Below are 20,234 nucleotides of genomic sequence, written 5' to 3'. Positions count from 1 at the left end.
GACGGAACGCCCGTCAAGCCCCCGGATCCGGCGCCCACCGCGGTGGGCGTTTCTGCAGGAAGGCGAGCATGCCCTCCTGGGCTTCGGCCGAGACGAACAGCCGGGCGGACTCGGTGGCCAGCCGCTCGCCGTCCCGGTCGAACCCGGCCAGCACCGCCGCGGTGGTCAACGCCTTGGAGGCGGCCAACCCCTGCGGTGAGGCCCGCAGCAGCTGGCCGGTGAGCGCGTCGATCGCGGCGGCGACCCCGTCGGACCCGTCGGCCGCGTCGGCCCCGTCGGCCCCGTCGATCGCCTCGGTGATCAGCCCGATGCGGGCGGCCTCGGCGGCGCCGAAGGTCTCCCCGCTCAGGTAGTAGCGGCCGGCGGCGCGGGCCGACAGCTTCGGCAGCAGGGTCAGCGAGATGATCGCCGGGGCCACCCCGATGCGGGCCTCGGTGAGCGCGAAGGTGCTGGCCGGCCCGGCCACCGCGATGTCGCAGGCCCCGACCAGCCCCATCCCGCCGGCCCGCACGTGCCCGTCGATCGCGGCGATCACCGGCAGCGGCGATGCGACGATGGCCCGCAGTGTCGCGGCGAGTTCACGGGCCCGCTCGACGGCCAGGTCGAACGGGTCCCCGCCGGTGGCCTGCGACAGGTCCGCCCCGGCGCAGAACGTGTTGCCGGTGTGGCCGAGCACCACCACCCGCACCGCGTCGTCGGCGGCGGCGTCGCGCAGACCGCGGTGCAGCCCATCGATGAGTGCCGGGGACAGCGCGTTGCGGTTGCGCGGCGAGTTCAGGGTCAGCCGCGCCACCCCGTCGGCGACGGTGTAGTCGACCGGGGTGTCCATCAGTAGGACCTGGGCAGGCCCAGCGAGGTCTGCGCGACGAAGTTGAGGATCATCTCCCGGCTGACCGGGGCGATGCGGGCCAGCCGCGAGCTGGTGATCGCCGCGGCGATCCCGTACTCCTTGGTCAGACCGTTGCCGCCGAGGGACTGCACCGCCTGGTCGACCGCGCGGGTCGAGGCCTCCCCGGCGGCGTACTTGGCCATGTTGGCGGCCTCGGCGGCACCGACGTCGTCGCCGCTGTCGTAGAGCGTGGCGGCCTTCTGCATCATCAGCTTCGCCAGCTCGATCTCGACGTGGTTGGCCGCCAGCGGGTGCGCGATGCCCTGATGCGACCCGATCGGGGTTTTCCACACCTGACGGGTCTTGACGTAGTCGACGGCCCGGTCGATGGCCAGCCGCCCCATGCCCACCGCGCTGGCCGCACCCATGATGCGCTCCGGGTTCAGTCCGGCGAACAGCTGCGCGATCGCGGCGTCCTCCGAGCCGACCAGGGCGTCGGCGGGCAGCCGCACATCGTCGAGGAACACCTGGAACTGCCGTTCGGGGCTGACCAGCTCCATCTCGATCGGGGTGTAGCTGAACCCCGGCGCGTCGGTGGGCACCACAAACAGGGCTGGGCGCAGGTTGCCGGTTTTGGCTTCCTCGGTGCGCCCGACCACCAGCACCGCCTGCGCCTGGTCGACCCCGGAGATGAACGTCTTCTGGCCCTTGAGGATCCAGTCACCGCCGTCACGGCGGGCGGTGGTGGTGATGCGGTGCGAGTTGGATCCGGCGTCGGGCTCGGTGATCGCGAACGCCATCGTCAGCGTCCCGTCGGCGATGCCGGGGATCCAGCGCTGCTTCTGCTCGTCGGTGCCGAACTTGGAGATGATGGTGCCGTTGATCGCCGGGGAGACCACCATCATCAGCAGCCCACAGCCGTTCGCCGACATCTCCTCCATCACCAGTGACAGCTCGTACATCCCGGCGCCGCCGCCGCCGTACTCCTCGGGCAGGTTGACCCCGAGGAACCCGAGTTTGCCGGCCTCGGCCCACAACTCGTCGGTGTGCTGGCCGGCCCGCGCCTTCGCCAGGTAGTACTCCTGGCCGTAGTTGGCGGCCATCGCGGCGACCGCCTCCCGCAGGGCGCGGCGCTCGTCGCTCTCGATGAAACTGGTGTCGGTCACTGGGGGTCTCCTTCGTCGGTGGGGGTCGGGGTGGGGGAGGTCGTCAGACGGGCCAGGACGGTCCCGACGTCGACCTGGGTTCCGGGTTCTACGTGCAGTTCCTCCAGCGTCCCGTCGGTGGGGGCGCTGATCGTGTGTTCCATCTTCATCGCCTCGAGCCAGATCAGCGGCTGTCCGGCGGCGACGGTGTCACCGACGGCCGCCCCGACCCGGATCACGGTGCCCGGCATCGGCGCCACCAATGAGCCCGGCTCGACCTCGCTGCCGGGTTCGGGCAGCGGTGTCACCGTGGTCAAATGCACCGCGCCGTGCGGGGAGTCGACGAAGACGTCCCGATCGGTCGGGCGGGCGACGCAGAAGGTGCGCGCCACCCCGGCCGGGTCGGTGAGCACCACCGCGGTGGGGCTCGCCGAGTCCACCGCGTAGCCGGGGTCGTCGGCAAGCAGCACCGTGGTGCGGGTGTGACGGTAGGCGACCCGGTGTTCGCGGTCGGTGTCGTCGCGGAACGTCTTGACCTGGTCGGCGGAGACCACGTTGCGCCAGCCGCTGGGCAGACCGGCCAGCGCCGTGGCGTCGGCTCTGTTGCGTGCGGCTTCGGCCAGCGCGGCCGCGACCGCGGCGGCGCGCACCGCGTCGTCGTCGGCCAACGGGGCGGCCAGTGCGGCCAGGTCGTGGGTGGTGAAGAACGCGGTGTCGGTGGCGCCGTCGAGGAATGCCGGATGGCGCAGCACCCGCACCAGCAGATCCCGGTTGGTGCGCACCCCGTGCAGGCGGGCGCGGGCGAGGGTGTCGGCCAGCAGCCGCGCCGCCTGGGTGCGGGTCGGGGCGTAGCTGATCACCTTCGCCAGCATCGGGTCGTAGTGGATCGACACCGTCGAGCCCGCGCACACACCCGAGTCGAGCCGAACCCCGCCGTCGCGCCCGACACGGGTGAATTCGGCTGCGACGCCGGGCACGTCGAAGGTGTGCACCGCCCCGGCCTGCGGTTGCCAATCCTGGGCGGGATCCTCGGCGTAGATGCGCACCTCGATCGCGTGTCCGGTGGCCGCCGGTGGCTCGGCGGGCAGCGCCGCCCCCTCGGCGACGGCGAGTTGCCATGCCACCAGATCCAGCCCGGTGGTCTCCTCGGTGACCGGGTGCTCGACCTGCAGCCGGGTGTTCATCTCCAGGAAGTAGAACTCGCCGTTGTCGTCGGCGAGGAACTCCACCGTGCCGGCCCCGGTGTAGCCGATCGCGGCGGCCGCCAGCCGGGCGGCCTCGAACAGTCTGGCGCGCATCCCCGCGATCCGCTCGACCAGCGGCGAGGGCGCCTCCTCGATGATCTTCTGGTGGCGGCGCTGAATGGAGCACTCCCGTTCACCGACCGCCCACACCGTGCCGTGGGCGTCGGCGAGGACTTGCACCTCGACGTGGTGGCCGGTGGGCAGGTACCGCTCGCAGAACACCGTCGGGTCCCCGAAAGCCGAGCCGGCCTCGCGGCGGGCGGCGTCCACCTCGTCGGGGAGCGCGGCGAGGTCACCGACCACCCGCATCCCGCGCCCGCCGCCGCCGGCGGAAGCTTTGACCAGAACCGGCAGCTGATCGGCGCTCACCGTGGCCGGGTCGAGTTCGTCGAGCACCGGAACGCCGGCCGCGGCCATCATCTTCTTGGCCTCGATCTTCGAGCCCATCGCCTGCACCGCCGCGACCGGGGGGCCGACCCAGATCAACCCGGCGTCGATGACGGCAGCGGCGAAATCGGGGTTCTCCGACAAGAACCCGTAGCCGGGGTGAATCGCATCAGCGCCGGCGGAACGCGCCGCGGCGATGATGTCGGGGATCGACAGGTAGCTGTTCGCCGACGGCAACCGCACCCGGGCGTCGGCCTCGGCGACATGCGGGGCGTGCGCGTCGGGGTCGGTGTAGACGGCCACGGTGGACAGGCCGAGCCGTCGACAGGTGGCGAAGACCCGGCGGGCGATCTCCCCGCGGTTGGCGACCAGAACCGAAGTGATCATCGCGTCGTCCTCACATCCGGAAGACGCCGAAGTTCGACGTCCCCTCCACCGGGCCATTGGCGATGGCCGACAAACAGATTCCCAACACGGTGCGGGTGTCGCGCGGATCGATCACCCCGTCGTCGTAGAGCCTTCCGGAGAGGAACATCGGCAACGACTCCGCCTCGATCTGGGCCTCCACGGCCGCGCGCAGCGCCGCGTCGGCCTCCTCATCGAAGTCCTGACCGCGGGCGGCCGCGGCGGCCCGACTCACGATCGAGAGCACCCCGGCCAGTTGCGTTCCGCCCATCACCGCGGATTTCGCCGACGGCCACGCGAACATGAACCTCGGTTCGTAGGCACGCCCGCACATCCCGTAGTTGCCCGCGCCGTACGAGGCGCCGATCACCACCGAGATGTGCGGCACCGTCGAATTCGACACCGCGTTGATCATCATCGAGCCGTGCTTGATCATGCCGCCCTCTTCGTACTGGCGACCGACCATGTACCCGGTGGTGTTGTGCAGGAACAGCAATGGCGTGTCGGAGCGGTTGGCCAGCTGAATGAACTGCGTGGCCTTCTGGGCCTCCTCGGAAAACAGCACCCCGCGTGCGTTAGCCAGAATGCCGACCGGGTAGCCGTGCAGCCGCGCCCAGCCCGTCACCAGCGACGAGCCGTACAGCGGCTTGAACTCGTCGAACTCGGAGCCGTCGACGATGCGGGCGATCACCTCCCGCGGGTCGAACGGGATCCGCAGATCCGCCGGCACCACCCCGATCAGCTCCTCGGGGTCGAACAACGGCTCGGTGACCGGGTGGGGGCGGGGTCCCTTCTTGGCCCAGTTCAGCCGGGCCACGATGCGCCGGCCGATCCGGATGGCGTCGGGCTCGTCCAATGCGAAGTAATCCGCCAAGCCGGATGTGCGGGCGTGCATCTCAGCACCGCCCAGCGACTCGTCATCGGACTCCTCGCCGGTGGCCATCTTCACCAGCGGGGGACCGGCCAAGAACACCTTGGAACGTTCCTTGATCATCACGACGTGATCGGACATGCCCGGCACGTAGGCGCCGCCCGCGGTGGAGTTGCCGAACACCAGCGCGATGGTGGGGATGCCCGCCGCCGACAGCTGGGTGAGGTCGCGGAACATCTGCCCGCCGGGGATGAAGATCTCCTTCTGGGTGGGAAGATCGGCCCCGCCGGACTCCACCAGAGAGATCACCGGGAGGCGGTTTTCGAACGCGATCCGGTTGGCTCGCAGGATTTTCCGCAGCGTCCACGGATTGCTGGTGCCGCCCTTGACGGTCGGGTCGTTGGCGACGATCAGGCATTCCACCCCGCTGACCACGCCGATGCCGACCACCAGGCTCGCGCCGACCTTGAAGTCGCTGCCCCACGCCGCCAGCGGGCACAGCTCCAGAAACGGTGAATCGGGGTCGACGAGCAACTCGATGCGTTCGCGCGGGGTGAGCTTGCCGCGCGCGTGGTGACGGTCGACGTATTTCTCCCCGCCCCCGGCGAGAGCCTTGGCCAGCTCCGCGTCGAGGGCGTCGAGTTTCTCGCCGAGCGCCGAGGACGCCTCGGCGAAGGCGGGGGAGGCGGGATCCAGGGTCGACCGCAACACCGTCATGGTTGTCTCTCCTTGACTAGCTTTGGAACCGACTAACTTTGGAACCCGAGCGTTTTGGCGGCCAGCGAGGTCAGGATCTCGGTGGTTCCGCCGCCGATTCCGATGATCCGCATGTCACGGTACTGGCGTTCGACCTCGCATTCGGCCATGTAGCCCATACCGCCGAACAGCTGTACCGCCTGGTGGGCCACCCACTCGCCGGCCTCGACCGCGGTGTTCTTGGCGAAACACACTTCGGCGATCAGGTTGGTCTCCCCGGCCAGCTGACGTTCCACCACATGGTGGGTGTAGACGCGGGCCACGTCGATGCGCCGCGCCATCTCGGCGAGGGTGTTCTGCACCGCCTGTCGGGAGATCAGCGGCCGGCCGAACGTCTCGCGGTCGCGGCACCAGGCGACGGTGAGATCCAGGCAGCGTTGGGCGCTGGAGTAGGCCTGGGCGGCCAGCCCGATCCGCTCGGCGACGAACGCCTGGGCGATCTGGAGGAACCCGCTGTTCTCCACGCCCACCAGGTTGGCTCGGGGCACCCGCGCATCGGTGTAGGACAACTCGGCGGTGTCCGAGGAGCGCCAGCCCATCTTCTCCAGTTTGCGGGTGACCGCCATCCCGGGGCTGGTGCCCAGGCCGTCCTTCTCGACCACCAGCAGCGAGACCCCGGAGGCGCCGGGCAACTCGGCGCCGCCGGTGCGCACCGCGGTGACGACGTAGTCGGCCCGGACCCCGGAGGTGATGTAGGTCTTGGCGCCGTTGACCACGTAGTGGTCGCCGTCGGCGACGGCGGTCGTGCGCAGATGCCCGACGTCGGAGCCGCCGCCGGGTTCGGTGATCGCCAGCGACCCGATGCGCTCCCCGCGCAGGGTGGGGCGGACGAACTCGTCGATGAGGCGCTGATCGCCCGAGGCGATCATGTGGGGCACGGCGATCCCGCAGGTGAACAGGGATGCGAACACCCCGCCGGGCGCACCGGCCTCGTGCATCTCCTCGCAGATGATGGCCGCGTCGACGCCGTCGCCGCCACCGCCGCCGACCTCCTCCGGGAAACCGGCGCCGAGCAGGCCGGCCTCCCCGGCGCGACGGTGCAACTGCCGGGGCAGTTCCCCGGTGCGCTCCCACTCGTCGATGTTCGGGGTGATCTCGCGGTCGACGAACGTGCGCACGGTGCGGCGCAGCGCCAGGCGCTCGGGCGTGGTCCAGACGGTCATGGCAGCAGGTCCTCCGGAATGTCGATGTGGCGGCTGCGCAGCCATTCGCCCAAGCCCTTGGCCTGCGGGTCGAAGCGGGCCTGGTAGGCCACCCCCAGCCCGAGGATGTCCTCGATGACGAAGTTGATCGCGCGCAGGTTCGGCAGCAGGTGGCGGGTGACCGGCAGCTCCGCGGTCTCGGGCAGCAGGGTGCGCAGCATGTCGACGGTCAGCGTGTGCGCCAGCCAGCGCCACTGCGCTTCGGTGCGCACCCACACCCCGACGTTGGCCGACCCGCCCTTGTCGCCGCTGCGGGCCCCGGCGATACGGCCCAGCGGAACCCGGCGGGTGGCCCCCGACGGCGGTGCCGGCGGCAGCGCCGGTTCTTCGGCGCCGGCGAGCACCAGGGTGTCGGTGGCGGCGGGGATGGCGGTGCGGGTGCCGTCGGCGTGCACCGCGACGTGGGGCACCTGTGCGGCGTCGACGTAGCCGGGGCGGTACACGCCGTAGACCTGGCCGTCGCCGGGCGGCGCGGTGAGGGTGAACCCCGGATAGCTGGCCAGGCCCAGCTCCACCGCGGCGCCGGAGAATCGCCGCCCCACCGTCTGCGGGTCGGGGTCGCGCACCACGCAGCGCAGCAGGGCGCTGGCGGTCTCCTCGGTGTCGGCGTCGGCGTGGTCGGTGCGGGCCAGCGTCCAGTCCAACTCGGCCGGGGCGACGGTCAGCGCGTCCTCGAGCTGGCGGCGCACCAGGGCGGCCTTGGCCTCGATGTCGAGCCCGGTGAGCACGAACGTCATCTGGTTGCGGAACCCGCCGATGCTGTTCAGCGAGACCTTCAGGGTCGGCGGCGGGGCCTCGCCGCGCACCCCGGAGATCCGCACCCGGTCGGGGCCGTCGCCGGTCAGCGCGATGCTGTCGAGGCGGGCGGTGGCGTCGGGGTTGGCGTAGCGGGCGCCGGTCACCTCGTAGAGCAACTGGGCGGTGACGGTGTCGACGCTGACCAGCCCGCCGGTGTCGGCGTGTTTGGTGATCACCGCCGAACCGTCGGCGGCGATCTCGGCGATCGGGAAGCCCGGGTGCAGCGCCTGCTCGGCGGGGATCTCGGTGAAGAACGCGTAGTTGCCGCCGGTGGCCTGGGTGCCGCACTCGATGACATGGCCGGCCACCACGGCCCCGGCCAGCCGGTCGTAGTCGGTGCGCGCCCACCCGAAGTGCGCCGCCGCCGGCCCGACGATCACCGACGCATCGGTGACCCGGCCGGTGATGACCACGTCGGCGCCCCGGTTGAGGCAGTCCACGATCCCCCAGGCGCCCAGGTAGGCGTTGGCGGTCAGCGGCGAGCCCAGGCCCAGCTCGTCGGCGCGGTCGAGCAGGTCGTCGCCCTCCACGTGGCCGACGGTGACCGCGACGCCGAGGCGTGCGGCGAGCTCGCGCACCGCGCCCGCCAGTCCGGCCGGGTTGAGCCCGCCGGCGTTGGCGACGATCTTCACCCCGCGCTCCTGGGCCAGCCCCAGGCACTCCTCGAGCTGGCGCAGGAAGGTCTTGGCGTAGCCGCGCTCGGGGTTCTTCATCCGGTCGCGGCCCAGGATCAGCATGGTCAACTCGGCCAGGTAGTCACCGGTCAGATAATCCAGCTCGCCGCCGGTCAGCATCTCGCGCATCGCCGCCAGCCGGTCGCCGTAGAACCCCGAACAGTTCCCGATTCGCACCGCAGCCGTCATACACACCCTCCCTCAACCAACCGGTAGGTTAGCCCGGACTGGCGGTACCGCGTCAAGCGCACGCGCGGGGGTGCCCGCCCGGCCTGCCCCGGGGGTTTTGGAGCCGGTGGGCCTGACCCGTTACCCTGAGAGCAGTCGTTTGCCGCGGTCGTCTGCCCGGCACACCCCGATAGGAGAGCTCGACCATGGCTGTGCCCAAGCGCAGAATGTCGCGCGCGAACACCCGGCATCGCCGCGCGCAGTGGAAGGCCGAGGCCCAAGGCCTGGTCACCGTCAACGTCGCCGGCCAGCAGCACAAGGTGCCGCGGCGGCTGCTCAAGGCGGCCCGGCTGGGCCTGATCGATCTGGACCGTCGCTGACGGTCGCGCAACGATCGCCGAGGGTCACCGACCGTCGTTGACCGCGTGCCGGCCACCGGCACGGTACGGTCCTAACCAGCACCTCGGACGATGGGATGACAGCGGTGGCCTTGCGGATACTTGTCGTTGACGATGATCGCGCCGTACGGGAATCGCTGCGCAGGTCGTTGTCGTTCAACGGGTACGCGGTGAGCCTGGCGACCGACGGTGTGGAGGCGCTGGAGGCGATCGCCGCCGACCGGCCCGACGGCATGATCCTCGACGTGATGATGCCCCGGCTGGACGGGCTGGAAGTCTGCCGGCAGCTGCGCAGCACCGGCGACGGCCTGCCGATCCTGGTGCTGACCGCCCGTGACTCGGTCTCCGAGCGGGTCGCCGGGCTCGACGCCGGTGCCGACGACTACCTGCCCAAACCGTTCGCGTTGGAAGAACTGCTGGCCCGGCTGCGCTCGCTGCTGCGGCGCACCATCGCCGAGGACATCGCCGAACCGGTCACCCTGACGTTCGGGGATCTCACCTTGGATCCGGTGACGCGGGAGGTGACCCGCAACGGCCGGCCGATCAGCCTGACCCGTACCGAGTTCGCCCTGCTCGAGTTGTTCCTGGCGAACCCGCGGGTGGTGTTGACCCGCACCCGCATCCTCGAGGAGGTGTGGGGCTATGACTTCGCCGCCTCCGGCAACGCGCTGGAGGTCTACGTGGGGTACCTGCGGCGCAAGACCGAGGCCGAGGGGGAATCCCGGCTGATCCACACCGTGCGCGGGGTCGGTTACGTGCTTCGGGAGTCGCCCAACTGATGTCGGGCCATCGTCCGCGTCGCCATGCCGCCTCGACGGTGTCGCTGCGGTCGCGGGTGATGGTGCTGGCCATGGTCACCGTCGAACTGGTGGTGGTGGTCGTCGCCTTCGCCGTCTACCACGTGATCTCCGCGGCGCTGTATGCCGACATCGACCACCAGCTGGAGGATCAGGCGCGGGTGCTGAGCTCCAGCGGTGTGCTGGAAACCGACCCGGAGCGTGCCATCGAGGGCACCACCTACTCCGACATGGACGTGATGCTGGTGCTGCCCGGCGGCACGCGCTACCCGGCCGGCGGTCCGCTGCCGGTGCCGGTCGGCGCCCCGGAACAGGCGGTGCTGCGCGGGGAGTCGTTGTGGTCGTGGAACACCCTCGACGATCAGCGGATCTTCGCGGTCCGCCGCCTCGACGGCAGCACCCTGGTGCTGGCCCAGAGTCTGGTGCCCACCGACACGGTGATCCACCGGCTGCGCTGGGTGCTGCTGGCGGTGGGTGCGTTGGGGGTTGCGGTCGCGGCGGTGGCCGGCTGGCTGGTGATGCGCACCGCGCTGCGTCCCGTTGCGCGTCTGACCGAAGCCGCAGAACGGGTCGCCCGCACCGATGATCTGCGTCCGATCCCGGTCACCGGCGACGACGAATTATCCAGACTCACCACGGCATTCAATACGATGCTGCGTGCGCTGGCCGAATCTCGGGACCGGCAAGCACGTTTGGTCGCCGACGCCGGACACGAGCTGCGAACACCACTGACATCGTTGCGCACGAATGTGGAATTGCTCATGGCTGCAATGCAACCGGGTGCGCCGCGACTGCCTGACAGCGAGATCGCGGATCTGCGCCATGACGCGGTCGCGCAGATCGAGGAATTGTCGACCCTGGTCGGCGACCTGATCGACCTCAGCCGGGAGGACGCCGGCGGCGGTCAACGCGAGGAGGTCGACCTGTCCGAGGTGATCGGCCGCGGTCTCGATCGGGTTCGCCGCCGCCGCAACGACATCGACTTCGACGTCGACGTGACCGGGTGGGTGGTAGACGGAGACGCGGCCGCGCTGTCGCGTGCGGTGTTGAACCTCATGGACAACGCCGCGAAATGGAGCCCGCCGCAGGGGCGGGTCACCGTGCGGTTGGCCGAGGTCGAACCGGGCGCCGCGGAGCTTCTGGTCGCCGACAACGGCCCGGGAATCCCCGAATCGGAGCGCGATCTGGTCTTCGAGCGCTTCTACCGGGCCACGGCGGCCCGCTCGATGCCCGGGTCCGGCCTCGGGCTGGCGATCGTCAAACAGGTGGTGCTCAAACACGGCGGCACCATCACCATCGACGACACCACCGCCGGCGCCGACCCGCCCGGAACCACGTTTCACGTGCGCTTTCCGGGGAAACCGGCGACGGATTCCGCCGCGGCAGACCCACCGGCCGGGAACTCCACCGATAATCCGCACGTTGTCCCTGCGCACTCGCCGCCGGAGCAGCGGTGAGCGCACGACGTGTCGGTTCGGGCCGCTCACGCCCCGACAATGAACAACGGAGCACCATGACCACTGATCCCCGGTTCCAGCCACCGCCTCGCCAGGCCGGCTATCACGCGCCGAATCCGACCGCTCCCCCGACGCACACCGGCCCCCACCCGACGCGCACCGGCCCGCACCCGATGCATCCCGGGTGGGGTCATCCCCAGCACCTCGGCGGCTACCCGCCCCCGCCGGAACGCCCCCGGCGGCGACGCTCGGGCCGTACCGCCGCACTGACCGCCGGCGCCGCGGCCATCGCCATCGTCTCGGCCGGCATCGGCGGCGGGGTGGCCACCCTGGCACATGAGGACCCCGCGGTGTCCGGGCCCGGGGCGCCGCCGAACAGCGTGCTCGACTCCACCCCGGCGCGGCCGGCCGCCGAGGCCCCGCCGCTGGGCTCGGTGGAGCAGGTGGCCGCCAAGGTGGTGCCCAGCGTGGTCACCCTGGAGACGTTTCTGGGCAGGCAGTTCGAGGAGGGCTCCGGGATCATCTACTCCGACGACGGGTTGGTGCTGACCAACAGCCATGTGGTCGTCGCGGCCGCGAACAGCTCCGGTGACGGACGCACCGCCCCGGAGACGATGGTCACCTTCGCCGACGGGAACACCGCCGAGTTCACCGTGGTCGGCACCGACCCGGCCAGCGACATCGCCGTGGTGCGCATCAAGGGGGCGAGCACCGGGTTCACCCCGATCACGATCGGCTCGTCGACCAACCTGCGGGTCGGCCAGCAGGTCGTGGCCGTCGGCTCGCCGCTGGGACTGCAGGGCACCGTCACCAGCGGGATCGTCTCCGCGCTGAACCGGCCGGTATCCAGCGCCGGTGACGCCCGCAACCAGAGCACGGTGCTCGACGCCATCCAGACCGACGCCGCGATCAACCCCGGAAACTCCGGTGGGGCACTGGTGAACATGAACGGCGAATTGGTGGGGATCAACTCCGCGATCGCCACCTTGGGCGGCGACAGCGCCGACGCGCAGAGCGGCTCGATCGGGCTGGGTTTCGCCATCCCCATCGACCAGGCCAAACGGATCGCCGACGAGTTGATCGCCTCCGGTAAGGCCTCGCACGCGTCGCTGGGGGTGATGCTGGCCGCCGACAGCAGCCTGCACGGGGCGAAGGTCGTCGAGGTCGTCGAGGACGGCGCGGCCGCACACGCCGGACTGCCCAACGACGTGGTGATCACCCGCTGCGACGATCGTCCGATCGGCAGCGCCAACGGACTGATCGCCGCGGTGCGCTCCAAGGCGCCCGGCGACACCATCACCCTGACGTACCGGGATGCGTCGGGGGAGAGTAAAACGGTGCAGGTGACGTTGGGGGAGGCAGACGATTGAGCGGAGTAGCCGCGACGCGGAGGGCAGGCGGATATACGGTGACAACCATGGAACAGGCAGCGGAACGGATCGGCAGGGCGCTGGTCATCGTCGTCGATGACCGCACCGCGCACGGCGACGTCGACTCGAATGGCCCGTTGGTGACCGAGCTGCTCACCGAGGGGGGATTCCTCGTCGACGGGGTGATCGCCGTCGAGGCCGACGAGGTCGAGATCCGTAGCGCGTTGAACACCGCGGTGATCGGGGGAGTGGATCTGGTGATCTCGGTGGGAGGCACCGGGGTGACCCCGCGTGATGTCACGCCGGAAGCCACCCGCGACATCCTCGACCGCGAGCTGCTCGGCATTGCCGAGGTGTTGCGCGCCTCGGCGCTGGCAGCCGGGATCACCGACGCGAGTCTCTCGCGGGGGCTGGCCGGGATCTCCGGCAGCACACTGGTGGTCAACCTGGCGTCGTCGCGGTACGCGGTGCGCGACGGGATGGCCACGCTGATCCCGTTGGCGGCGACGATCATCGATCAGCTCTCCAGTCTGGAGCTCTGAATAGCGGTGGGCGGCACCGGGGATCCGGTCTTCGGCGGCGACTTCCCGCCCGAATCCGCCGATGAACGTGATCCCGACGCCCAGCGGGAAGCCGAGGATCGCGAGCGGTGGCTGCGTGATAACGTGCCACCGCACCACCGTTGAATACCGTCAGTTCTGCGAAAGATCCGCAGCGGTAGTGCCATCCGCATAAAATGCGGCGAGACGGGGGTGCCCGTCTGACCCGTGTGGACGAAAGGGACCGCTGTCGTGATCAAGGGCTTCAAAAATTTTCTGATGCGCGATGACGTCATCACGGTGGCCATCGGTTTGGTGGTCGCGCTGGCGTTCTCGAAACTGGTCGAGTCATTCACCGACAGCGTGATCAACCCGTTGGTCGCCGCGGCGCAGCCCGACAGCGCGTTCGGGCTGGGTGTGCAGCTCGGCGAAGAGGGCAACGAGGCCACATTCATGGACTTCGGGGCGTTGATCTCCGGGATCGTCTACTTCATCGTGTTCATGATCGTGGTGTACTTCGCCATCGTGGTGCCCTACCGGGCCGTTCAGGCCCGCCGCGGCATCACCGTTTTCGGCGAGGAAGAGCCGGAGCCGCCCACCAAGGCCTGCCCGGAATGCCTCTCCGACGACCTGCCCGAGCTTGCCCGCAAGTGCAAGCACTGCGGCAGCCTGCAGACCACCGTTTAGCCGGCCGCGGTCTGGGCCCCGCCGGGTCGGGGCGCGGTCAGTGCACGGTGAGCGCGACGGGGCCGGCCAGCGCGGCGGCGGCCACCGTCGTCGCGGCGGGGGCCGGCAACGCCACCAGCATCACCCGGTCGTCGTCGCGCTCCCGGCCGCTCGGTGCGGTCGACACCGAGACCACCACTGCGTCACCGGCGAGCAGGGTCGGCGTGGTCTGCGAATCGGTGGCGGCCAGGATGTCGATGACGTCGCCGGGGCGCACCAGGGTGAGGACCGCGGGGTCGGCCGGGTGGATGGCCACCATGCGCGCCTGCGGACCCGCGGTCGCCACCGCCAGGCGCGAACCCACCAGCCGCACATCTGTGAGGATCTCCCCGCGGCGGGCCGGTCCGGCGAGCATCGCGCCAAAGACCACGTCCGGATCGGTCTGTGCGCCGTCGGGAACCCTTGTGCTCGGCCAGTTTTCGATGTTGACGTCGTCAGGGCTCAACGTGACGCCGGGGCGTAGGTCGTGGCCTGCGACCACCACCGTGATGCGGGGTTCGCCGGGTTCGGGACGCAGTGCGGCGCCGCCGGCGAGCATCACCAACGCCGCGGCGGTGATCCGTCGGGCCCGCATCGTGCGCGACCAGTCCGGTCGCACCATGACCGCCAACCGGCTCCACACGGTGGGGTTGAGCGATTCGGCCATGTCGGCACGCTAGACCCGCCGGGCCCGTCGGCGTGCTCACCACGGTGGGTGGTTGTGGATAGCCTCGCCGGACGGTCCGGCCGTCGGGACGGTCAGCCGGCCGACGCCGACGATGATGCCGAGGACGAGGATCCCGAGGATCCCGAGGACGCGGTGGTGTTCGAGCCGGCGGAGGAGTCGGATTTGGCGCTCGAGCCGTTGGAGGACTCACCGTTGCCGCCGGATTTCTCGCCGTTGCCCGAAGCGGCCAGTGCACTGGACTTCGCTCCGGCCCGGCTGTCGGTGCGGTAGAAACCGCTGCCTTTGAAAACCACCCCGACCGACCCGAACAGCTTGCGCAACCGGCCCGAGCATTTGGTGCAGGTGGTCAATGTGTCGTCGGTGAACGCCTGCACCACGTCGAACCGGTCGCCGCAGTCGGTGCACTGGTAGCTGTAGGTCGGCACGAGAACCTCCGTGATGTGATGCGAGTGCGCATTGGCACTCTATCGTTTTAAGTGCTAAAACCGCTAATCGGACGGGGTGATTCCCGATGCCTCCCGGGTGAGACGCACCAGACCCCGCCCCGGGGTCAGCGCATGGGTCATCGCCACGTCGTGGGGATCGGCGGGCAGTGCCGCCAGCACCTCGTCGTCGCGCACCACGGCCACCAGGGCCGCGCCGGCGTCGGCCAGCGGCAGCGACCGGTCGTAGAAGCCGCCGCCGCGACCGAGCCGGGCACCGGTGGTGGCGACGGCCAGCGCCGGCACCAGCACCACCGCGGCATCCCCGACGGCCTCGGCGGCAAGCCACGGCGGCGGCGGCTCCGCCAGCCCGAAGCGTCCGGTGACCAGCGTGTCGGGGTGGTATTCACCCCAGTGCAGCGGTGCCGGCGGTCCGTCGGCCACCGCGGGCAGCAGCACCCGCAACCCGCGGCGCCGTAGCGCGGTGAGCATGTCCGGGGTGCCCGGCTCGGTGCCCACCGGAACGTAGGCGCAGACCGTGGTGCCCGCGATCGGCAGTGCCGCCAGATGGGCCTGCAGGGCGTCGGCCTCGGCGGCGCGGCGGTCGGCGGGTACCGCGCTGCGGGCGGCGAGCAGTCGTCGGCGCAGCGCGACCTTCGGCGAATCGGCCATGACCTTTAGTTTCCCACCGCCGCGCCGGGGGCATCGCGGTGCTGCCGTTATCGTGTGAACAATGTCGTCCGACCCGCCTCCGCAGCCGCGACCGTCCACCCGCGGACCGGTCCCGCGTACCGCCATCGTGCCCGCGGCCGGCCTGGGCACCCGGTTCCTGCCCGCCACCAAGACCGTGCCCAAGGAGCTGCTGCCCGTCGTCGACACGCCCGGCATCGAACTGGTGGCCGCCGAGGCCGCCGAAGCCGGCGCCGAGCGACTGGTGATCGTCACCTCCGAGGGCAAAGACGGCGTCGTGGCGCACTTCGTCGAGGACCTGGTGCTCGAGGGCACCCTGGAGGCGCGCGGCAAGAAGGCGATGCTCGCCAAGGTGCGCCGTGCCCCGGGGCTGATCAAGGTGGAGTCGGTGGTGCAGGCCGAGCCGCTGGGGCTGGGCCACGCGATCGGCTGCGTGGAGGCGACCCTGGCGCCCGACGAGGACGCGGTGGCGGTGCTGCTCCCCGACGACCTGGTGCTGCCGACCGGGGTGCTGGAGACCATGTCGGCGGTGCGCGCCCGCTACGGCGGCTCGGTGCTCTGCGCGATCGAGGTGGACCGCGAGGAGGTCAGCGCCTACGGCGTGTTCGACGTCGCGGCGCTGGCCGACGGCGAGGATCCCGATGTCCTGCGGGTCAACGGCATGGTCGAGAAACCGGCCGCCGCCGACGCCCCGTCGCTGCTGGCCGCGGCCGGGCGCTACGTGCTGGACCGGGCGATCTTCGACGCCCTGCGGCGCACCAGCCGCGGTGCCGGCGGGGAGGTGCAGCTCACCGATGCGATCGCGCTGCTGATCGCCGAGGGGCATCCGGTGCACGTCGTGGTGCACCGCGGCTCTCGACACGACCTGGGAAATCCCGGCGGCTACCTTAAGGCTGCGGTTGACTTTGCGTTGGCCCGCGACGACTACGGTCCGGATCTGCGGGCTTGGTTGGTGACCCGACTGGGGCTGGCCGAGCGGTAGGGCTCGGTCCGATTGGGAGAAAGGCGCATTGTGCGTTCGGTGGAGGAGCAGCAGTCACGGGTAGCTGCCGCAGCGGTGGCCCCCCGGCCGATCCACGTGGCCATCGCGGAGGCACAGGGGCTGATGTGTGCCGAGGAGGTGGTGACCGAGGCGCCGATGCCCGGCTTCGACCAGGCCGCGATCGACGGGTACGCGGTGCGCAGCGTCGACGTGCTCGGGGTGGGCAGCATCGGCGGTGACCCCGAGGAGGCGGATTCCGCCGGCGGGCCGGTGAGCCTGCCGGTGATGGGGTTCATCGAGGCCGGTGCCCGCACCCCCAGCCGGTTGCAGCCGCGTCAGGCCGCCCGCGTGCAGACCGGGGCGCCGATGCCGACCCTGGCCGATGCGGTGCTGCCGCTGCGCTGGACCGACGGCGGCGACACCCGCGTGCAGGTGCTGCGCGGGGTGCGCTCGGGCGCCTATGTGCGGCGCACCGGCGACGACGTCCAGCCCGGGGACGTGGCGGTGCGTGCGGGAACCATCATCGGTGCCGCCCAGGTGGGGCTGCTCGCCGCGGTGGGCCGTGAGCGGGTGCTGGTGCATCCGCGCCCGCGGCTGTCGGTGATGTCGGTGGGCGGCGAGCTCGTCGACGTCGCCCGCACCCCCGGCAACGGGCAGGTCTACGACGTCAACTCCTACGCGCTGGCCGCCGCCGGGCGGGACGCCGGCGCCGAGGTGACCCGGGTCGGCATCGTCGACTCCGATCCGCAGAAGCTGCGCGAGGTCATCGAGGGCCAGTTGGCCCGCTCGGAGATCGTGGTGATCGCCGGGGCGGTCGGTGGGGCGGCCGCCGAATCGGTGCGCGCCGTGCTGGGCGAACTCGGGGAGATGGAGGTCAGCCGCATCGCCATGCACCCCGGGTCGGTGCAGGGCTTCGGTCAACTCGGCGACGAACGGGTGCCGACGTTTCTGCTGCCCGCCAACCCGGTCAGCGCGCTGGTGGTCTTCGAGGTGATGATCCGGCCGCTGATCCGGCTGTCGCTGGGCAAACGGCAGCCGATGCGGCGGATGGTGCGGGCCCGCGCCCTGTCCCCGATCACCTCGGTGGCCGGACGCACCGGCTATCTGCGCGGCCAGCTGATGCGGGACAAGGACACCGACGAATACCTGGTGCAAGCCCTCGGCGGCACGCCCGGGGAGTCCTCGCACCTGCTGGCTACCCTCGCCGAGGCGAACTGCCTGGTGGTGGTGCCCGACGAGGTGGACCAGATCCGCACCGGCGAGTCCGTCGACGTGGCGTTCCTGGCACAGCGCGGGTGAATTTCCTTCGTTCCGGGGCGCTGCATCCGGGCTGGCCCGACCCGGTGGGGCCGCTGCGGGTGACCGCCGGGGTGGTGCGGCTGCGGCCGGTGCGGATGCGTGACGGGGTGGTGTGGAGCCGCATCCGGCTGGCCGAACGCGATCACCTCGAACCCTGGGAACCCAGTGCCGGGCCGGAGTGGGCGACCCGCCACGCGGTCGCGGCGTGGCCGCCGCTGTGTTCGGGGCTGCGCGCCGAGGCGCGCGCCGGCCGGATGCTGCCCTACGTCATCGAGGTCGACGGGCGCTTCTGCGGCCAGTTGACCATCGGCAACGTCACCCGCGGGGCGCTGCGCTCGGCGTGGATCGGCTACTGGGTGTCCACGGCGGTCACCGGCGCCGGGGTGGCCACCGCGGCGTTGGCGCTCGGGTTGGACCACTGCTTCGGCCCGGTCGGTCTGCACCGGGTGGAGGCCACGGTGCGCCCGGAGAACACCGCCAGCCGCGCGGTCCTGGCCAAGGTCGGCTTCCGCGAGGAGGGGGTGCTGCGGCGCTACCTCGACGTCGACGGGGCCTGGCGCGATCACCTGCTGTTGGGGATGACCGTCGAAGAGGTGGCCGGGTCGGTGACGGCCACGCTGGTCGCCGCCGGCCGCGCCCAGTGGGCCTGACCCCAACACGCCCTGTTACAGAAGTGAAACCTGTGATAGATGATGCTTAACTGTTTAATGACAGAAGTGTAATTTGTCTCGGCGCGCCTGTCCGGACGCTGTCACCGACCGGCATAGCCTAGGCGGGGAAAGGAGCAGGTCACCATGCCAAGCATCCCCCAGTCGTTGCTGTGGATCTCCCTCGTCGTGCTCTGGCTGTTCGTGCTGGTGCCGATGCTGATCAGCAAGCGCGACGCGGTCCGGCGTACCAGCGACGTGGCGTTGGCGACCCGGGTGCTCACCAGCGGTGCGAGTGCCCGTCTGCTCAAGCGCGGCGGCCCGGCCAGCGGGCACCGCAGCGACCCCCACTGGCAGCCGGCCGAGGAAGCCCTCGACGACGAGGAGCCGATCGACGCCGATCTCGACGCGGCCACCGCGGGCACCGCGATGACGGTCGCCGCCCCGGTTGCCGCCGAACCGGACTACCTCGACGTCGACGTCGTCGAGGACCCCGCCGAGAACAGGGCCGAGAGCAGCATCGAGAGCAGCGCCGAGGCCGACACCGAACAATTGGCCGCCCAGCCCCACGGGCAGGTGCGCGAGGCCGCCGAGGCGGTCAACGCCGGGCCGGGCCCGGTCACCGAGACCGTCGAGAGCCCCGAACCCGATGCGGAGCCCACCGAGGCACCGGCCGCGCGCGCCGACGATGTGTTCGAGACCGAGGACGTCGACGAGGACGGCATCGACGACGAGGATGCCTACGAGGCCTACGGCGAGGACGGCTACGGCGACGGGAGTGGTGATGTCGGCGGGGCCGCCGGGGCGGCTCGGCGCGAGCCCACCACGCCGTCCGAGCGGGCGGCAGCCCGCCGCTACCAGCGCGACGCCCGGACCGCCGCGGCGGTCAGTGCCCGCAAGTACCGGTTCCGCAAGCGCATGATCGGCGTGATGGCGGCGCTGCTGCTGGTCTCGGCGGTGGCGGCGCTGACCGTCGCTCCCGGGGCGTGGTGGCTGTGCGTGGTCACCGGCGCGGTCACCGTGCTCTACCTGACGTATCTGCGCCGGCAGACCCGCATCGAGGAGCAGTTGCGGCGTCGGCGCGCCCAGCGGATGGCACGTGCCCGCCTCGGTGTGGAGAACACCGCCGACCGCGAATACGACATCGTGCCGTCGCGGCTGCGCCAGCCCGGTGCGGCGGTGCTCGAGATCGATGATGAGGACCCGATCTTCGAACACCTGGAGTACACCGAGTTCGCACGCGAGCACGACTGGGCCGCGGATCTGCCGCGCGCCGCGGGACAGTAGCCCAGCGGTTTTCGGGTCCGCCGGTGGCGGCTGGTAATCTGCTACCGGTCACGGGGCTATGGCGCAGTTGGTAGCGCGACTCGTTCGCATCGAGTAGGTCAGGGGTTCGATTCCCCTTAGCTCCACAGGGCGCAGACCCCCTCTCACCGGCCACGAAGCCGGGGGAGGGGGTTTGCTCGTGCTAAGGGTTCCCGCAGTCGAGGACACACGGAGGACACCGGCGGAGAGCGCGCGCTGGAGTGTGTCGGTCGCTGGCTTCCGGCACGCCGGGAAGCCTCCTCCGGCACTTCGGTACCGACTGAGCTCCGCAGGTTCAAGGGAGGCCAAGAGAGACCCCAGACGCTGTGTTCCGCGGGCAGGCGGCGCACCTGTCGGCCCTGTGGCTACGGGCCTTGTAAGGGGGACCCGTTTGGTGGTCCAGTCGTTATGCGACTTTCGGTTGGTGGGTCGTGGCCCACTGTAGGGCAAACTCGG

General features: G+C 70.9%; 18 protein-coding genes, 1 tRNA gene and 1 pseudogene. 11 read left to right on the top strand and 9 right to left on the bottom strand.

All coding sequences use genetic code 11. The features are described 5' to 3' along the window. Positions 1-13: 13 nt before the first annotated feature. From B8W67_RS08740 to B8W67_RS08715, 6 genes are read right to left on the bottom strand one after another with little or no spacing between them, the layout of a single operon-like run. Entirely contained in the window at positions 14-829 is an 816-nt protein-coding gene (locus B8W67_RS08740) for an enoyl-CoA hydratase family protein (RefSeq protein ID WP_085303491.1), read from the bottom strand. After that, a complete protein-coding gene (locus B8W67_RS08735) occupies positions 829-1,995 on the bottom strand; it encodes an acyl-CoA dehydrogenase family protein (RefSeq protein WP_069391381.1) in 1,167 nt (388 codons plus the stop codon). The genes B8W67_RS08740 and B8W67_RS08735 overlap by 1 nt, the downstream gene beginning before the upstream one ends. After that, positions 1,992-3,992 (bottom strand): acetyl/propionyl/methylcrotonyl-CoA carboxylase subunit alpha, encoded by a 2,001-nt coding sequence (locus B8W67_RS08730; RefSeq protein WP_085303489.1) that lies wholly within the window; start codon positions 3,990-3,992, stop codon positions 1,992-1,994. Before B8W67_RS08730 ends, B8W67_RS08735 begins: the two co-directional genes overlap by 4 nt. Before the next feature lie 10 nt (positions 3,993-4,002). Then, the gene (locus tag B8W67_RS08725) at positions 4,003-5,592 is read right to left on the bottom strand and encodes an acyl-CoA carboxylase subunit beta (RefSeq protein ID WP_174254799.1); all 1,590 of its coding nucleotides are present in this window, start codon (positions 5,590-5,592) and stop codon (positions 4,003-4,005) included. 38 nt (positions 5,593-5,630) lie between these two features. Then, the gene (locus B8W67_RS08720; RefSeq protein WP_085303486.1) at positions 5,631-6,800 is read right to left on the bottom strand and encodes an acyl-CoA dehydrogenase family protein; all 1,170 of its coding nucleotides are present in this window, start codon (positions 6,798-6,800) and stop codon (positions 5,631-5,633) included. Beyond that, positions 6,797-8,488, bottom strand: a complete 1,692-nt coding sequence (locus B8W67_RS08715; RefSeq protein WP_109561743.1) for an acyclic terpene utilization AtuA family protein — start codon at positions 8,486-8,488, stop codon at positions 6,797-6,799. Before B8W67_RS08715 ends, B8W67_RS08720 begins: the two co-directional genes overlap by 4 nt. Positions 8,489-8,685: 197 nt before the next feature. Here B8W67_RS08715 and rpmF point away from each other — a divergent pair, with 197 nt between their 5' ends. The 6 genes and pseudogenes from rpmF to B8W67_RS08685 all read left to right on the top strand — a co-directional run bounded on the left by rpmF (position 8,686) and on the right by B8W67_RS08685 (position 13,727). Further along, complete coding sequence (gene rpmF / locus B8W67_RS08710) at positions 8,686-8,859, top strand: 50S ribosomal protein L32 (RefSeq protein WP_069391386.1); 174 nt, start codon at positions 8,686-8,688, stop codon at positions 8,857-8,859. Positions 8,860-8,969: 110 nt separating this feature from the next. Continuing rightward, on the top strand, positions 8,970-9,656 hold the full coding sequence (locus B8W67_RS08705; protein ID WP_069391449.1) for a response regulator transcription factor: 687 nt from the start codon (positions 8,970-8,972) through the stop codon (positions 9,654-9,656). Continuing rightward, a pseudogene (locus B8W67_RS08700) lies at positions 9,656-11,107 on the top strand (HAMP domain-containing sensor histidine kinase); the annotation flags it as partial. The gene B8W67_RS08705 and the pseudogene B8W67_RS08700, both read left to right, overlap by 1 nt. Before the next feature lie 80 nt (positions 11,108-11,187). Further along, positions 11,188-12,501: a S1C family serine protease gene (locus tag B8W67_RS08695; RefSeq protein WP_069391388.1), complete on the top strand. Its 1,314-nt coding sequence runs from the start codon at positions 11,188-11,190 to the stop codon at positions 12,499-12,501. Between the two features lie 47 nt (positions 12,502-12,548). Then, complete coding sequence (locus B8W67_RS08690) at positions 12,549-13,043, top strand: MogA/MoaB family molybdenum cofactor biosynthesis protein (protein WP_069391389.1); 495 nt, start codon at positions 12,549-12,551, stop codon at positions 13,041-13,043. Between the two features lie 225 nt (positions 13,044-13,268). Further along, the gene (locus B8W67_RS08685; protein ID WP_338065980.1) at positions 13,269-13,727 is read left to right on the top strand and encodes a large conductance mechanosensitive channel protein MscL; all 459 of its coding nucleotides are present in this window, start codon (positions 13,269-13,271) and stop codon (positions 13,725-13,727) included. Positions 13,728-13,764: 37 nt separating this feature from the next. On the opposite strand, the gene B8W67_RS08680 is transcribed toward B8W67_RS08685, so the two are convergent. The 3 genes from B8W67_RS08680 to B8W67_RS08670 form a co-directional block, all read right to left on the bottom strand. Then, positions 13,765-14,412, bottom strand: coding sequence for an SAF domain-containing protein (locus B8W67_RS08680; protein WP_069391391.1), 648 nt, complete (start codon positions 14,410-14,412; stop codon positions 13,765-13,767). A gap of 92 nt (positions 14,413-14,504) precedes the next feature. Further along, positions 14,505-14,858: an FmdB family zinc ribbon protein gene (locus B8W67_RS08675; RefSeq protein WP_085303460.1), complete on the bottom strand. Its 354-nt coding sequence runs from the start codon at positions 14,856-14,858 to the stop codon at positions 14,505-14,507. 63 nt (positions 14,859-14,921) lie between these two features. Continuing rightward, positions 14,922-15,527, bottom strand: coding sequence for a 5-formyltetrahydrofolate cyclo-ligase (locus B8W67_RS08670; protein WP_085303458.1), 606 nt, complete (start codon positions 15,525-15,527; stop codon positions 14,922-14,924). A gap of 61 nt (positions 15,528-15,588) precedes the next feature. Between B8W67_RS08670 and B8W67_RS08665 the strand changes: the two genes are divergently transcribed. From B8W67_RS08665 to B8W67_RS08645, 5 genes are all read left to right on the top strand, one after another. Continuing rightward, the gene (locus B8W67_RS08665) at positions 15,589-16,527 is read left to right on the top strand and encodes a UTP--glucose-1-phosphate uridylyltransferase (RefSeq protein ID WP_085303456.1); all 939 of its coding nucleotides are present in this window, start codon (positions 15,589-15,591) and stop codon (positions 16,525-16,527) included. Between the two features lie 30 nt (positions 16,528-16,557). Continuing rightward, positions 16,558-17,826, top strand: a complete 1,269-nt coding sequence (gene glp / locus B8W67_RS08660; RefSeq protein WP_069391395.1) for a molybdotransferase-like divisome protein Glp — start codon at positions 16,558-16,560, stop codon at positions 17,824-17,826. Beyond that, on the top strand, positions 17,823-18,476 hold the full coding sequence (locus B8W67_RS08655; RefSeq protein WP_085303454.1) for a GNAT family N-acetyltransferase: 654 nt from the start codon (positions 17,823-17,825) through the stop codon (positions 18,474-18,476). The genes glp and B8W67_RS08655 overlap by 4 nt, the downstream gene beginning before the upstream one ends. Before the next feature lie 144 nt (positions 18,477-18,620). Then, a complete protein-coding gene (gene sepX / locus B8W67_RS08650) occupies positions 18,621-19,760 on the top strand; it encodes a divisome protein SepX/GlpR (protein ID WP_069391397.1) in 1,140 nt (379 codons plus the stop codon). Between the two features lie 52 nt (positions 19,761-19,812). Beyond that, positions 19,813-19,885 (top strand) — tRNA-Ala (locus tag B8W67_RS08645). Positions 19,886-20,234: the final 349 nt, after the last annotated feature.

Origin of the sequence: Mycolicibacillus koreensis, assembly GCF_002104795.1 — a bacterium.
GTDB lineage: Bacteria > Actinomycetota > Actinomycetes > Mycobacteriales > Mycobacteriaceae > Mycobacterium > Mycobacterium koreense.
This window is presented reverse-complemented; position numbering and strand designations above follow the sequence as displayed.

What these genes read in the sequence shown, in the direction of transcription:
- B8W67_RS08740 (WP_085303491.1), bottom strand. Translation starts at nt 829, where the DNA reads ATGGACACCCCGGTCGACTACACCGTCGCCGACGGGGTGGCGCGGCTG.
- B8W67_RS08730 (WP_085303489.1), bottom strand. Translation starts at nt 3,992, where the DNA reads ATGATCACTTCGGTTCTGGTCGCCAACCGCGGGGAGATCGCCCGCCGG.
- B8W67_RS08720 (WP_085303486.1), bottom strand. Translation starts at nt 6,800, where the DNA reads ATGACCGTCTGGACCACGCCCGAGCGCCTGGCGCTGCGCCGCACCGTG.
- rpmF (WP_069391386.1), top strand. Translation starts at nt 8,686, where the DNA reads ATGGCTGTGCCCAAGCGCAGAATGTCGCGCGCGAACACCCGGCATCGC.
- B8W67_RS08695 (WP_069391388.1), top strand. Translation starts at nt 11,188, where the DNA reads ATGACCACTGATCCCCGGTTCCAGCCACCGCCTCGCCAGGCCGGCTAT.
- B8W67_RS08690 (WP_069391389.1), top strand. Translation starts at nt 12,549, where the DNA reads ATGGAACAGGCAGCGGAACGGATCGGCAGGGCGCTGGTCATCGTCGTC.
- B8W67_RS08680 (WP_069391391.1), bottom strand. Translation starts at nt 14,412, where the DNA reads ATGGCCGAATCGCTCAACCCCACCGTGTGGAGCCGGTTGGCGGTCATG.
- B8W67_RS08670 (WP_085303458.1), bottom strand. Translation starts at nt 15,527, where the DNA reads ATGGCCGATTCGCCGAAGGTCGCGCTGCGCCGACGACTGCTCGCCGCC.
- B8W67_RS08665 (WP_085303456.1), top strand. Translation starts at nt 15,589, where the DNA reads ATGTCGTCCGACCCGCCTCCGCAGCCGCGACCGTCCACCCGCGGACCG.
- sepX (WP_069391397.1), top strand. Translation starts at nt 18,621, where the DNA reads ATGCCAAGCATCCCCCAGTCGTTGCTGTGGATCTCCCTCGTCGTGCTC.